At 30.5% G+C, this 14397-nt stretch carries 13 protein-coding genes; 1 reads left to right on the top strand and 12 read right to left on the bottom strand.

The window, feature by feature from the left end:
* Positions 1 to 66: 66 nt before the first annotated feature.
* From def to N4A57_RS02040, 3 genes are all read right to left on the bottom strand, one after another.
* A complete protein-coding gene (gene def / locus N4A57_RS02050; protein WP_293655781.1) occupies positions 67 to 516 on the bottom strand; it encodes a peptide deformylase in 450 nt (149 codons plus the stop codon).
* Between the two features lie 188 nt (positions 517 to 704).
* Complete coding sequence (locus N4A57_RS02045) at positions 705 to 1226, bottom strand: hypothetical protein (protein WP_293655779.1); 522 nt, start codon at positions 1224 to 1226, stop codon at positions 705 to 707.
* Between the two features lie 112 nt (positions 1227 to 1338).
* Complete coding sequence (locus N4A57_RS02040; RefSeq protein WP_293655778.1) at positions 1339 to 1932, bottom strand: TetR/AcrR family transcriptional regulator; 594 nt, start codon at positions 1930 to 1932, stop codon at positions 1339 to 1341.
* A 100-nt stretch (positions 1933 to 2032) separates the two neighbouring features.
* Between N4A57_RS02040 and N4A57_RS02035 the strand changes: the two genes are divergently transcribed.
* Positions 2033 to 2317: a YciI family protein gene (locus N4A57_RS02035; protein WP_293655777.1), complete on the top strand. Its 285-nt coding sequence runs from the start codon at positions 2033 to 2035 to the stop codon at positions 2315 to 2317.
* A gap of 56 nt (positions 2318 to 2373) precedes the next feature.
* Here N4A57_RS02035 and N4A57_RS02030 read toward each other — a convergent pair whose 3' ends face one another.
* The 9 genes from N4A57_RS02030 to N4A57_RS01990 form a co-directional block, all read right to left on the bottom strand.
* Positions 2374 to 3051, bottom strand: a complete 678-nt coding sequence (locus N4A57_RS02030) for a class I SAM-dependent methyltransferase (RefSeq protein WP_293655776.1) — start codon at positions 3049 to 3051, stop codon at positions 2374 to 2376.
* A 280-nt stretch (positions 3052 to 3331) separates the two neighbouring features.
* Positions 3332 to 4681: a TldD/PmbA family protein gene (locus N4A57_RS02025; protein WP_293655775.1), complete on the bottom strand. Its 1350-nt coding sequence runs from the start codon at positions 4679 to 4681 to the stop codon at positions 3332 to 3334.
* Positions 4681 to 6072: a TldD/PmbA family protein gene (locus tag N4A57_RS02020; RefSeq protein WP_293655774.1), complete on the bottom strand. Its 1392-nt coding sequence runs from the start codon at positions 6070 to 6072 to the stop codon at positions 4681 to 4683. Before N4A57_RS02020 ends, N4A57_RS02025 begins: the two co-directional genes overlap by 1 nt.
* A 236-nt stretch (positions 6073 to 6308) precedes the next feature.
* A complete protein-coding gene (locus N4A57_RS02015; protein WP_293655820.1) occupies positions 6309 to 8033 on the bottom strand; it encodes a methyl-accepting chemotaxis protein in 1725 nt (574 codons plus the stop codon).
* A 42-nt stretch (positions 8034 to 8075) separates the two neighbouring features.
* Positions 8076 to 10658, bottom strand: a complete 2583-nt coding sequence (locus tag N4A57_RS02010) for a Xaa-Pro dipeptidyl-peptidase (RefSeq protein WP_293655773.1) — start codon at positions 10656 to 10658, stop codon at positions 8076 to 8078.
* 436 nt (positions 10659 to 11094) lie between these two features.
* The gene (locus N4A57_RS02005) at positions 11095 to 11568 is read right to left on the bottom strand and encodes a PTS sugar transporter subunit IIA (protein WP_293655772.1); all 474 of its coding nucleotides are present in this window, start codon (positions 11566 to 11568) and stop codon (positions 11095 to 11097) included.
* A gap of 11 nt (positions 11569 to 11579) precedes the next feature.
* Positions 11580 to 12335: a glucosamine-6-phosphate deaminase gene (nagB, locus tag N4A57_RS02000; RefSeq protein WP_293655771.1), complete on the bottom strand. Its 756-nt coding sequence runs from the start codon at positions 12333 to 12335 to the stop codon at positions 11580 to 11582.
* Entirely contained in the window at positions 12316 to 13485 is a 1170-nt protein-coding gene (gene nagA, locus N4A57_RS01995) for an N-acetylglucosamine-6-phosphate deacetylase (protein ID WP_293655770.1), read from the bottom strand. The genes nagB and nagA overlap by 20 nt, the downstream gene beginning before the upstream one ends.
* Positions 13486 to 13580: 95 nt before the next feature.
* Positions 13581 to 14397 (bottom strand): PTS transporter subunit EIIC (locus tag N4A57_RS01990; RefSeq protein WP_293655769.1); only part of this gene is annotated, 817 nt, incomplete at its 5' end.

The following is a 14397-nucleotide window of genomic DNA, read 5'->3' as shown; positions in this document are numbered from 1 at the left end:
TTTGAAAAGCTACTATTTTCGTAATTAGGAGTATATGCATTTACTTCACTATGTTTCATATTATTCTTATATGAACTCTGTTACTTTATCTATAAAGAGTACTCCATCTAGATGATCAATTTCGTGACATAAACATTTTGCTAAATCTCCTTTTCCATTCACTATAAATTCTTTTCCTTTTTCATTCAATGCTTTTACTTTTACCCTTTTAGGTCTTATTAGTTTGCCCCATTTATTCGGAATGCTCAAGCATCCTTCTACAACCTGTTGTGTTCCTTCAACTTCAATTATTTCCGGGTTAATTAGATATATGATTCCATCACCCATATCTATCACAACAACTCTTTTTAAAACCCCCACCTGTGGTGCTGCTAACGCAGCTCCATTTTCTGTACTATACAATGTATCTTCCATATCTTTCAGCAAAGTTAAAGTTCTCTCATCTATCTTTTCTACCTGCCTACATTTTTTCCTTAATATATCATCGCCTAAAATTCGAATATTTCTTAATGCCATTTGATAAACCTCCCTTTTCAAATATTATTCTTTTTATCATTTCCCCAACTTTTATGATGTACAAATCAGGGTTATAAAATCTAATTACCTTTTGTCCCCATGGATATTCTATCTTTCTGCCTTTTTTATAATATTATACCAATTTTTAGCATTTATCAAATATATTTTTTATTTTTATAAAGTAACAATTAGAACTCATATATTTTATTTCCATTTTTATCATATACACATCCATCACTCGTAATATCTGAAGTATTTTCTATCTTGTATATATCTAATACATAATTTTCAAGTTTTTGCTTTGTATAGGTATTTCCACTACTATAAAACTTGTAAGAATTAGCTTTTAAATCTATATTATTACCATATACAATGATCAATCCCCATGAAGATGATTGTCCAAAATTAAAGGTATCAAATTGAAAAGAACTAGAGGCACCCCCAAAGTACTCGTATCTATTAGAAAAAATACTATCTTTTTTTAAAACAATGAGATGATTCTTCGTTCCGTTATTATAATAGACGGCTAAAAATTCATCTTGTATTTTAGTTGCCAAAATGTTCACTTGCTCAACCTTCTCTTTCTTAGAAATAAAATTGATTAATTCTTGTTCGTCAGAAATACCTATTGACGATATATAGTGGGAACAAAAAAAATATACAGCTAAAAAAAATGCAACACCTATGCTACTTATAAATATTTTTTTCATTACGCTTCTTCCTCTTTCCTTGATTAGATTCATTTCTATTTTATCTAGTTGATAGGAGAACTACATGCTATTTTTTACTATAATATAAAAAATCAGTCAATGCCTATTATACTCATAATTTTTTTAAAATTTCTCTAATATATGTTTCTCCTTTTTTCACAATATCAAATTCTGCATTTGAAAAACACCATGAAGCCATAAGCCCTCTTACAAGACTTTCTAGATATAAAAATATTTCTTCTCCTTCTTGCTCTGTATCAAATGCCTTTTGATTAATCCCTTCTAAAATTAACACTTTTAACTCTTTAGTAAATCCTCGTCTCTCAAAATGTTTGCTATCTTGAGATATACATTCTGCTAAATTACTCACATAAGCCCGACATGTCATTTCATATCCTGCATGATTAGTAAACATAAGTTCTGCTATAAGAAATTTTTCTATTTTATCCTTAACACTCATATTTTCATCTTGTGAAATTAAATTTTTATATTGTTTTAAAACAAACTGACCCATATCAGAATAGTAACTTTCTTTGATAATATCTTCTTTAGATTTATAATGAACATAAAAAGTCCCCTTTGCAACCCCCGCTTTCTTACAGATCTCACTTACAGTCACATTGTCATATCCTTTTTCTTTAATTAGTTCAATAGCAGTTTCAAATACCTTATTTTTCGTAAGAGCAGCTTTTTCTTTTCTCATCATATTTATTCCTTGACTCCTTTTCATTACAAGTGTATAATAATGACCATAGTCACCGACTACAGTCATTATTATAATAAACTATTTAAAGGAGAAAATCAATATGTTTATACTAAATCTTACCTATATTAAACCTATTATGGAAGTAGAAAAATATTTGTCTAATCATATAGCATTCCTAGACAAATACTATAACACTGGAAACTTTATTTGTTCTGGAAGAAAAAATCCACGTACAGGTGGAATCATTCTTTGTAATGCTCAAGATCTTAATGAAGTTAATACGATTCTACAAGAAGACCCCTTTTACAGAGAAAAAATCGCTAGCTATGAAATTATGGAATTCCTTCCTACCAAATATGCACCTGATTTCAAATCTTTTATATAATTACAATGAAAACTTCCCAGTTTCACTATGCTATAACTGGGAAGTTTATAAACAATCTACTTTTTGTGAATAATTAGAAAAACACTTGACTCATCTGTCTCTTGAATTTGGTAATCATGTCCAGATAAACATCCAATCATTTCTAAATCTTTTACTGTATGCGTAATTGCTTTAAAACCATCTTTACAAATTATAACACCATCCTTTGTTTTGTCTAAATCAATCTCACCTAGTAACCCCTTCTGAGCCTGCTCTTTGAACCACATTAGTCGATACGCCCAAAATTTTTCACTGTAAGTACTAAAATAAACTTTTCCACCGCTCACAACCATTCCCAAAATCTTTTCAATTACATCCGACGATGTAACTTTCATTGAAGACAAACCGTTTTGTAGACAAAGTATTACATCAAACTTTTCTTGAAATGTAAGATTATGTGCATCCATGGTCATAATTTCTGCATTAGGACTATCCTTTAGATATTCTTTTCCCAACGAAACACTTTCATCGGAAATATCAATTCCAACAATTGATTTACAATTACCTGATAATTCCTTTACGATGCGTCCATAACCTGCACCTAATTCCAAAACTCTCTCGTTTCCTGTCAGATGCTCTCTAACAAAAGAGATTTCTGAATCTAAATACTGTTGTACTCTAGGAATTTTAGTTTCATACACTTGAAACAGCTTCTGTGAATTTAGTTTTTGTGCATAATAATTGCTCTCTATCATTCACAATACCCCCTTATTTTATCTAAATGTTATTTCCTTTACTTATTATATTTTCTGATCAATACAAAAAATCCTCTCTTCTATTACTAATATGTTTCTTTTAATGCATTTAATTACAATAAAATTAACGTATCAACTATTTTTAATGTATTTCTAGTTGTCCTATAAATACTACCCTTTATTATGTAAAAATAAAGATAAACAAAAAAGAAAACGCCCGAAGGCGTTAATACATCAGTCTAGCGCAATATAAGAACAATAAATGTCTTTTCAAAAACTTCTATTCTCCTGCAATAGAAAGTTTTTTAACTTTAATAGAAGGAGACCCTATAGCTCCTGCTGATGGCATAGTAAAGAATAAGTCATTTCCAATCTCTTCAATATTCTTTAATAGCTCGAAAAAATTTCCTGACATAGTAATTCCATTTACAGGTTTTTTTATTTTACCATCCTTTATAAAGTAAGCTGTCACCGATAGTGAAAAATCGCCAGATACTGTATTTAATCCAGAATGTAGACCTTGAACATCTATAATCATTAACCCTTCATCTATAGTTTTTAATATTTCCTCTAAGCTTTTATCCCCTTTTTCAACATACATATTGCTAGGAGCTATAGATACAGTCCCTTTATAGGACCCTTTATAAGCATTTCCTGTTGACGCAACTTTAGCATTCTTCGCACTTTTTAAATTATGAAGATATGTTTTTAAAATGCCATTATCTACAACTTTTTTATATTTCGTAGCCACTCCTTCTCCATCAAAAGATGAGGCTATCCCTTCCTTATAAAAAGGATCATCTACAATAGTAATCTTTTGATCTGCTATTTCTTTATTTATTTTATTCTTTAAAAGAGATAGGCCTTTTTCTACATTTTCTCCATTAAATATAGGACTAAATGCTTTAAGTATATTTGCAAAAGTATTATTTCTAATTACAACGGGATAATCATTAGATTTTATACTTTTTGCTCCAAGAAGGGATAAAGCTTCTTCTACAGCTTCCTCAGATAATTTCTTATGATCAAATTTTGAAAAATCATTAGATAATATATATTTATAGGCTGTTTTTATGTCATCATTTTCTTTTACAACAACAGAAAGATAGGAATATGCAATATTGCTTTTATTTTCTAAATCAAGTCCCTTCGTATTCACTAAAAGGGTATAGCTTTCTTCTTCCCCATATGAACAATAATTCACAGCGTCCACTCTAGGGTCTAATGCTAAAGCATGTTTTTCTAAGTTCTTTAAAAAATCAATTTTATCTTCTATCTCTATTTTTGCTAAATCTTCGTTGAAGTTATTTATCTTTTTGTATTCCTTTGAGCCTTCAAATATATACTCTTCATCATGACTATCTATTACTTTACTATTTTCTATAGCTTCATAAATAAGTAGCTCTACTGAATCCACATCTATCTTTTCCGTATATGAATAGCCCATCTTACCATTATAGATTCCTCTAAAGGATAATCCTCCTTCATCAGATCTGCTAAAGTTATCTATCTCTTTTTTGAAAACTTTTAAATTAAGACTTTTATCCTTTTGAATGAAAACTTCCATATCTTCAAACCCTTTAATTTTCCCTTGATCAAATAGAGTTTTTATTATTTTTCTATAATCCATTATTCTTCCTCCTTTCTTCCTCCTACAGTCATAGCTTCAACTCTTATTACAGGCTGCCCTACATTTACAGGTATAGAGCCACTAGATGAACCACACATGCCTTGCCCATGTGCTAAATTATTTCCTACCCTATCTATTTTCTTTAACGTTTCAGGTCCATTCCCTATTAAAGTTGCTCCTCTTACGGGTTCACATATCTTTCCATTTCTTATGATATACCCTTCCATCACTGCAAAGTTAAAATCTCCTGTGGCTGGATTAACAGAGCCACCTCCCATTTTTTTAGCATATAATCCATATTCTGTTCCCTCTATGATTTCTTTAAAGGTGGACTTGCCATTTTGTATATAGGTATTTGTCATTCTTGATGTAGGTGCATACTTATAAGATTGTCTTCTCCCTGAACCCGTACTTCTCATACCCATTTTTATTCCATTTAACTTGTCTATCATATATCCCTTTAATATTCCATTTTCAATCAACACATTTTTCCTCATGGCTATTCCTTCATCATCTATATTTTGAGAACCCCATGCATTTAAAATAGTTCCATCATCTATAGCTGTTACTACATCTGATGCAATTTTTTGACCTATTTTTCCTGCAAATACAGAGGTTCCTTTGGCAACAGATGTTGCTTCTAGCCCATGACCACAAGCTTCATGAAATAATACTCCACCAAAACCATTGTCTATTACTACAGGCATTTTTCCACTAGGACAATATTGTGCATTTACCATTGTTTTTGCAATCCTTGCTGCTTCTTTAGCACAATCTTCAATGTTTATTTTTTCATAAAACTCAAATCCCATGTGGGCCCCTGGTGCACAATTTCCTGATTGCATCTCACCATCTTTAGAAGCCACTGCATTGATTGCTGTTCTAGTTCTTACTCTTCTATCTTGAACAAATAGTCCTTCAGAATTGGCTATAAGGACCTTTTGGTCTTCATCCATATATCTTACTTTTACTTGAGAAATAATATTGTCATATTCTTTTGCACTATAATAAGCTTTTTTCATAAGTTCTACCTTTTTAGATTTATGAGTATCTATTGGATATTGTTGAATCAAATGGCTATTGTTTATGAAATTTTTCATTAAATTCATGGTTATATCTTTTTTTATAAAACCCACTGCCTTAGCTGCTTCTTTAGCTACTTTTATTAAGTTTTCTTTAGAGGAGTCATTTGTATAAGCATAAATGCTATTTGTTCCATAAAATATTCTGATTCCTACACCATAATCCCTCCCTGATATGGCATTTTCAATTTTACCTCCTACCATATTAAGAGCTGTATTAAATTTATCCTCTACAAATACTTCAGCAAAATCTCCCCCTGTAGCTAAAGCACTATATAATACATCTTCTATAATCAACTTATTTAACATATCTGAACCTCCCTTGGCAATATTTTCATATTCTATTAAGAATTATATCTTATTTTTATTGTTTTTCAAAGTAACTCTAGCTTTATACGGTTAAAATCCTTACAGTCATTTGTAAAACTTTATATATCCAAAAAATCATCCCATTCAGATATCTTTCTTTGGGATGATTTCTTGTTTTCTTATATAATTTTAATAACGATCCTCATGTCCTACAACTAATCATTAAATTCCATCTCTTAAATTCTAAATTTAGAAATACATCCATTTAATATTTTAGCTTCTCTATTAAGGACTTCAGACATAACCTTTAACTCCTCCGCTGATGCCATTTCTTCTTCAGTTGATGATGCTAAATTTCTAGTATTTGAATCGATAATTTTTGATACTTTTTCAATTTCATTCATATTTTCATTTATATTAGCAATACTTGATACTATTTTACTAGCCGAGTTTTCTGTTTCAACTGTTTTATTTTCTATCGTTACATTTGAATTTTTTATTATTTCAAATGTATTGCTTACATGATCTGTATATTCTTTCCCTTCCCGTGTTCTATTGATACTAGTTGTAATAGCTTGTAAAACTTTATTTGTTTCTTCATTCATAAACGTAATAATTGCTACGATTTCACTAGCTGCTGTATTTGATTCTACAGCAAGCTTTCTAACTTCATCTGCAACGACTGCAAATCCTCGTCCATTTTCTCCTGCTCTTGCAGCCTCTATAGCTGCATTAAGTGCAAGAAGGTTTGTTTGCTCTGCAATACTTGATATTGTTGTAAGTATCCCTTGTATTTTGCTCATATTCTGTGTTAAATCTGTAACCACTAGATTTGCATTATGAATACTTTCTTCAATTTGATCTATTTTTTTGTTCGTATCTTTGACTACCTCTGTTCCATTATTAGCATCTTCTAATGTTTTATATGCGATTTTATTCGTATCCTTTATTTGACTAAAAACATTTTGGATATCAGCATCTAATTTATTTAAAACATCTTTAACTTTTTGTGTCTGTATAACTTGCTCATTAGATATAGATGAAATTTCATTGGTAGATATAGCCACTTCCTCTGAAGCCTTTGATGTATCTGACGAACTGATCAATATCCCCTGGGATGCTTCTGTAACTTTTGTACAAGATACTTTGATCTTTTCTACCATATCTCTTAAAGAAGCTACTGTTTTACTTAAAGCTATATTAATATTTCCTATTTCATCCTTTCTTGAGGTATCAATGGATAAAGTTAAATCTCCATTAGCGATGGTGTTTATTGCTTCTACAAGTTTATTTATTGGTCTAAACATGATCTTTAGCGCAATTGAGTTTATTATTATGGAAATTACAATGATCCCAACCATACTTAAAAGGATTATCATCTTTAATTCATTGATCTTTTGAGAAAGCTCTTTACCTTCGAAGTCATATTCCATTACACCCACTACTTTATTAGATGCGTTTACTATTGGTACAAAAGCTGATATGTAATATTTTTTAAAGGTTTCAACATAATATGGTTTACTTGTATATGCCTTCCCTGTTTGAAAAGCCATTTCAACCTCTTTCGCAAAATCAGATTTTTTTTGTTCATATCCTATTTCTACAGTTGCACTTCCATCAACTACATATGTATAATTCTCAGAATCATTTGATACAATTGCATATAACATACCATTCCCTATACTGGTATTTAATTTTTGCAATTTATTTCTTGTATTGATGTAAAATGGATCCTTGGGATTTAAAGATTTTGAAAGTTTTTCAAATTCATTGCCATCAATTATCATATTAGCTGATTTTGCAATATTCAGAGCCTCTTCTTGTAATAGCTTTGTCGTATGTAAATACGTATTATTATAAAATATCCAACCCATAATACTACTTGATAGCATTATAATCATGGATGTTATTAAAATAATTTTAACTTTAAGAGATAATGAGATCTTTGACATTTGTTTCACATTCAATTCAAGCACCTCCTTCTATGGTTTTTGCAATACTTATTACCATTTATTCATACCATTTGCAACTGGAATTTCAATAAAGCTTTCACTTGTATTAAATATAAAGTTTGTAACTTTCAAAGGTCTTATTGTACATTCAGCATCTGTAGATAATATGATTAAACCAAGTTTATGACCTTTTTTAACAGTATAATCCATAGGCTGCATATCTAGCTTAAAGGTATATTCTTGTCCAGGTTTTATAGGACTTACACAATAGTTTTCCAAACGATTTTGTGCATCCATCCACCCACGAGAAATAACTTTATAATCTGTCTTTTCCTTGCTCGTAATAAAATTGATGATATCTTCTGAACCTGCGTTACCTCCATATACAATTCCATTTGGAACTATAACTTCTGTTTCCGTTGTAGGTCTGTATTCAGAACCATAATCCACAAGCATCGCACTTATATTTGCAGTAGGCTGATTTATAGAAGCTTTAATGGTAACATTTACAGTTCCGCTTATTCTTATATCCTTTGTAAGATCTTTACTTACATAACACAAACGGTCAGGTCGTTTGCTTTGAGGATTTTTTACTATTGTATCTAGCCATTTTGAAAAATCTGGATTCTTCCTATCAAATTCAGATAAGGATAAATCATCAATAAATTTTTCTTTTACTCCTTTTTTAACCGAACTAAAGTTTAATTTACCTAATCCATCTTCATTATCAAGATAAAGTTTAGTATTTTCTGCTTTCACAGGCCAATTGTCAAAGGACTCCCACTTTAGATCTATATTATTTTGTATAGTTGCCGTAGGAATATGTTTCATTGCTTGATTGTCTATATTATAAAGCCAATAATCAAACCATCTATTGATTGTGTCATTAAAATCTATTCCTGCCAAATTATTTATACTCATATGTGCACCTTGATGTAAAATGATTTTGCGAGGTACATTATTCTCTTCAAGCTTTTTCCACAATCCATCAAATTGTTTCGTTTTTACATTCCAGTCATTAAGACCATGTACAATAAATACACTGGCTTTTATTTTATCTGCATTATTTAAATAATTACGCTCATCCCAAAAAGTATTATAATCACCGGTAGCACGATCCTCATCTATCATCATCTGTTTCATGTTTTTTTCAAATAATTGTCTTACTTTTGCATAATCCTTAGGATCTAACATTCTACTCATACAATATATTGCAAGCAAATCAGCATCATCTCCTTGCCAACCAGCTGCTGGAACACATACCCCATTTGATCTATAGTAATCATACCAATTACTTATTGCTGCTATAGGAACTATTGTTCTTAAACCTTCTACTCCTGTTGCTGCTGCAGCTATAGGCAATGTTCCTCTGTATGAGCGCCCTGACATACCTACATTTCCTGTGCACCAGTATGGGCGAACTTCTATATTATCCGTTTTATTTGTAAATGCTTTAGTTCTTCCATTTAACCAATCTATTACAGCAACAGTTGATATGGTTTCATCAACTGAACCACAAGTCGTAATCCCCTCAGATCCTAATGTTCCTATTCCCCCTGAAAATACTACTGCATATCCACGTGGTAAAAAATAATCATACCAACCTCCAAAATCAAAAGGCTCAACCTTTGCATCTTTGGCTTTGCCCATAACCTTTCTCGGAGCAGGTAATTTTTTTTCCTTAGGTACATATTTTATATCGTCATAAGTTTTATTGCTCTGTGGGCTTACCTTTAAATCTACATCCACATTATGAGTCACATATAAATCATCATTTGTTCCACAACGATATGGACTTGCTTCAAATATAGCTGGAACTTTCATTCCTTTTTCAGTTTCAGCAGGTCTTTTAATCCATACCCCTATCAAATCACGTTTTCCATCAAGATCTGTATCCTGGGGCGATTCCACATATACTTTTTCATAAATAACATCCTTGTATTTAAATATAGGCTGAGTTTTTCCATCAAATACAAGTACTTCTGGTACTTCCTTATTTGTATTATAATCACGCATAAATCCAGATTCTAACAAAACTTCAAAGTACTCACGACCACTCTTTGTTTTTGATTTTAAGCAATCATTAAGTCCTTTAGCAAGGTCATCATTTGTAAATATATTTGTTCCAGAAGGATTAAGTTCAATTGATTTTGCAAACTTTATTACATCTTCGTTTATAAAATCAACATTTTCCTCATATCCAAGTAATTTAACAATAATCTTATAAAATTCCTGTTCTTTTATCTGTTGATTAGGTCTGAAATGCTCCTCATCATCTACAAGTAAACATGTTTTAGGATTTTTCTTTATATAAGCAAGTATGTTCTTATCTTCTATCCTAGTTACTAATTTTGAATCTAAAAAATTCTCTGTTCCTGTAAAAGATTTTGCTTCTTCTTCAATTCCTTGTAATCTTAAAAGTATAACTGCCATATCCATTCTAGTTGGCTGCTTTGCTGCATATTGAGTCGTAAATTTTTGATTATCCCATTGAAGTAGTCCAAGATTATTCATACTAATCATTTCTTTACTGACAGTCTTAGTTGATGATTTTAGATCATCTACAGCGGATACCACTAATGCTGATGAAAGTATTAAGGTTAAAATTAATACAATAGATACATTTTTTTTCATAAATTAGCCCCCTATTTAATGTATAATTTATTGTGAAATGCTTATTTCCTTACATATCTAAATCTCAAGAGGTACCAATATTTATTCTCTTTAAAATTCAAATCAAATTTATAAAATAAACATTTTATATAATTGTATAAAAATATAAATATTTGTTTTAAATAACATTTTTTACAATATTTTTCCACAGATCCAATATTATCATTTTTCGAATAAATAATCAATTATCTTGTATAAAAAAAATATAATTAAGTATTATTTTTATATTCTATACATTTTTATGTATTTTTTTGTCATATAAAACTACTCATATACAAAAAAAAACAATCCTGATCCATAAATAAATTCATTCAGCATAAGTTAAAAATTTTTCTCTTAACAAAAAAAATCACCTTCTTCATACTTATACGTTACAAAAGGTGATTTCTATAGCTTTTTATTTTTTTATTTTTATTTTTAAAATTTCTTCACGATCATTTAAATTTTTATCTATTCTTTCTACTTGATCCATATTCGTAATCACAACAGGCGTTATACTTTCTTTTCCTGATTGCTTTATATATTCTAAATCAACTTCAATAATGGCTGTTCCCTTTTTTACATTCGTTCCTACTTCTACAAGTCTTTTAAAGCCTTCCCCTTTTAAATTTACTGTATCTATTCCAATATGAACTAGTATTTCCAACCCTTCCTTTGTAGTTATTCCAAAAGCATGATTTGTAGGAAATATTTGCGTGATTTCTCCATCACAAGGAGCAACCGCCGTATTACTAGTAGGTTTTATAGCTACACCCTCTCCAAGCATTTTACTTGAAAAAACAGGATCACTCACTTCTTCAATATCTACTATTTTTCCTTCAAAAGGAGCTTTTAATACGATTTCCTTATTTCTATTAAAAAAGTTAAACATTTTTCATCCTCCTACAAGTATTCTTCCTTTAATTTTTCTAAATCTAATTTTGATGCAGCATCTTGATCCATAACAAAAACTACATCAGGATGCAATTGTAAAACAGATGCAGGAAGTTCAGGGGTTATTTTTCCATAAATCGCGCCATAAATAGCTTCTGCTTTTTCTTTACCACTTGCTAAAAGTAATATCTTTTTTGCGTGCATAATGGTTTTTATTCCCATACTTATAGCTTTTGTAGGTACATCTTCTATGGAATCAAAAAATCTTGAATTATCCTGTATTGTCTGTTCATCTAATTTTACCATATGAGTAAGGGCTTCAAACTTTATATCTGGTTCATTAAATCCTATATGTCCATTTCTACCAATTCCCAGTACTTGCAAATCCACGCCCCCACATTTTCTAATCTTTCTTTCATATTCTAAAGATTCTTTATGAATATCTCTCGCCATACCATTTGGTATATTGACTTTTTTCATATCTATATTTATATATTGAAAGAAATTCTCATACATATAATAATAGTAACTTTGTTCATTTTCCTTATTTAGACCATAATATTCATCTAGATTAAAGGTAGTCACTTCTTCAAAATCAATGTGCCCAGCTTTATAGGTTTTCACAAGTTGCCTATACATTCCTAAGGGTGTAGCACCTGTAGCTAATCCCAAAACACTATTTGGTTTTAAAATCAATTGACTTGCTACAATGTTCGCAGCTTTTTTGCTCATTTGATTATAATCTTCAACGCAAATGATCCTCATGTGTGTTCACCTCATATACAATATTTCCATCTATTATGGTATTTATCACATTCATATTTTTATCAAAAATAACTAAATCTGCACATTTCCCTTTTTGGATGCTTCCTAATTGATGATCCATCCCTATAGCTTTTGCTGGATTCAAGCTTGCCATATTGATTATTTCGTTTAATTTGTAATTTGTATGATCTCTAATATTCCTTACAGCTTCATTTAACTTAAGTATGCTACCTGCTAGGGTTCCATCCTCAAGCCTTGCAGATTCTTTATCTACAATCACCTTTTTTCCTCCTAATTCATATTCTCCAGAGGGCATACATCCTGCACGTATAGCATCTGTGATTAAAATAACAAATTCCTTTTTATTTATATCTATAAAAGCTTGAAAAAAGCCTTTATGAACATGAATCTTATCTGCAATGATTTCACAAAATATCTTCCTTGAAAATAATGCTCCTATAACCCCAGGACTTCTATGATGAAGCCCTGTCATACCATTAAAGGTATGGGTTACATAATGAATACTATGATCTATAGCTTTTAATGCTTGTTCAAATGTAGCTTCTGTATGTCCCATAGATAGCCTTATGTTTTTATGGTTTTTCATCTTCTCTATAAATATGTTATTTTCATCTTTTTCCGGCGCAAAGGTAATGATTTTTAATAGATCTAAATAAGGCTTCACTAGCTCATACTCAGGTTTTATAATATATTTTTCATTTTGAGCCCCTTTATATTTTTCACTAATAAAAGGTCCCTCTAGATGTGCACCTAAAACTTTTGCACCTTCTAATTTTTTATGCATACAATCTCTGATATTATCTAGTGCTTTTTTTATAGCTTTTTTAGACATAGTCATTGTTGTGGGTAAAAAGGATGTTACACCTGTTTTAACAATAGACTTTGAAATCGAATTTATTGCATCAAAAGTGGCATCCATCGTATCAAAGCCTGCTGCTCCATGTATATGAAGATCAATCAATCCAGGAGATACATAATTTCCTTTTGCATCTATCATTTTCTCTACATGATCTATTTGCTTTAAATCATTTCCTTTAACAATATCTATAATGTTATTGTTATATAAAAGTATACAATCATTTAAAATGCTTTCTTGTAAAATGATTTTGCCATTGATAATGGCTTTCATGAGATCCTCTCCTTGTTCTTTATCTATGAAGTTAAATACATTTATAAAATTTACAAACCTATTTAAATTCATAAATTGATTAAGTGAAGAAGCTGTTATAACAGCTTCTTCATTTTAGTAGACAATACTTCTACCTTTGTTCCTACAATAACTTGCACGTTTTTATCATTGATTTTTAGTACCCCTGATGCTCCAAGATCCTTTAGAGCTTTTTCATCAATTATTCCTGCATCCTTTAATGTCAGTCTCAATCTTGTAATACAAGAATCTAATTCTACAATATTTTCTTTTCCTCCTAAAGCGAGCAAGTATTCCTTCGCCAATCCATCTAAATCATCTACCTTTGTAAGATCTACTCCATTTTCCTCTAATTCTTCTCTTCCTGGCGTTTTAATATTAAATTTCTTGATTGCAAAAACAAATATAACATAGTATACCGCAAAAAATGCTAAACCTACAGGTATTAATAACATTCCTTTTGTGGCTAATCCCATATTTACTACATAGTCAATTGCCCCAGCTGAAAAACCAAAACCATGATGAATCCCTAAAACATTGGTCACAGCCAATGAAACCCCTGTTAATACTGCATGAATTGCATAGAGTCCTGGAGCTAAGAACATAAACATAAATTCAATAGGTTCTGTAATTCCTGTTAAAAATGCTGTAAATGCTACAGATAATAAAGCCCCTCCTACTGCCTTTTTATTTTCTTTTTTAGCTGTAGTATACATAGCAAGTGCTGCTGCTGGAAGACCAAACATCATTACAGGGAAAAATCCAGTCATAAATACACCTGCATTTGGATCTCCTGCAAAAAATCTTCCTAAATCTCCTGTAGCTCCATTAAATTCTCCAAATACAAACCAAACAACACTATTTAATATATGATGAAGTCCTGTAGGAATTAAT

Origin of the sequence: Anaeromicrobium sp., assembly GCF_025210435.1 — a bacterium.
Classification (GTDB): domain Bacteria; phylum Bacillota; class Clostridia; order Peptostreptococcales; family Thermotaleaceae; genus Anaeromicrobium.
The sequence above is the reverse complement of the archived record's forward strand: the minus strand, read 5'-3'. Positions and strand labels throughout refer to the sequence as shown.

Coding starts and splice junctions, on each gene's coding strand:
- N4A57_RS02005 (WP_293655772.1), bottom strand. CDS start 11,568: ATGTTTAACTTTTTTAATAGAAATAAGGAAATCGTATTAAAAGCTCCT.
- N4A57_RS02035 (WP_293655777.1), top strand. CDS start 2,033: ATGTTTATACTAAATCTTACCTATATTAAACCTATTATGGAAGTAGAA.
- nagB (WP_293655771.1), bottom strand. CDS start 12,335: ATGAGGATCATTTGCGTTGAAGATTATAATCAAATGAGCAAAAAAGCT.
- N4A57_RS02020 (WP_293655774.1), bottom strand. CDS start 6,072: ATGTTAAATAAGTTGATTATAGAAGATGTATTATATAGTGCTTTAGCT.
- N4A57_RS02030 (WP_293655776.1), bottom strand. CDS start 3,051: ATGATAGAGAGCAATTATTATGCACAAAAACTAAATTCACAGAAGCTG.
- def (WP_293655781.1), bottom strand. CDS start 516: ATGGCATTAAGAAATATTCGAATTTTAGGCGATGATATATTAAGGAAA.
- nagA (WP_293655770.1), bottom strand. CDS start 13,485: ATGAAAGCCATTATCAATGGCAAAATCATTTTACAAGAAAGCATTTTA.
- N4A57_RS02025 (WP_293655775.1), bottom strand. CDS start 4,681: ATGGATTATAGAAAAATAATAAAAACTCTATTTGATCAAGGGAAAATT.
- N4A57_RS02045 (WP_293655779.1), bottom strand. CDS start 1,226: ATGAAAAAAATATTTATAAGTAGCATAGGTGTTGCATTTTTTTTAGCT.
- N4A57_RS02010 (WP_293655773.1), bottom strand. CDS start 10,658: ATGAAAAAAAATGTATCTATTGTATTAATTTTAACCTTAATACTTTCA.
- N4A57_RS02040 (WP_293655778.1), bottom strand. CDS start 1,932: ATGATGAGAAAAGAAAAAGCTGCTCTTACGAAAAATAAGGTATTTGAA.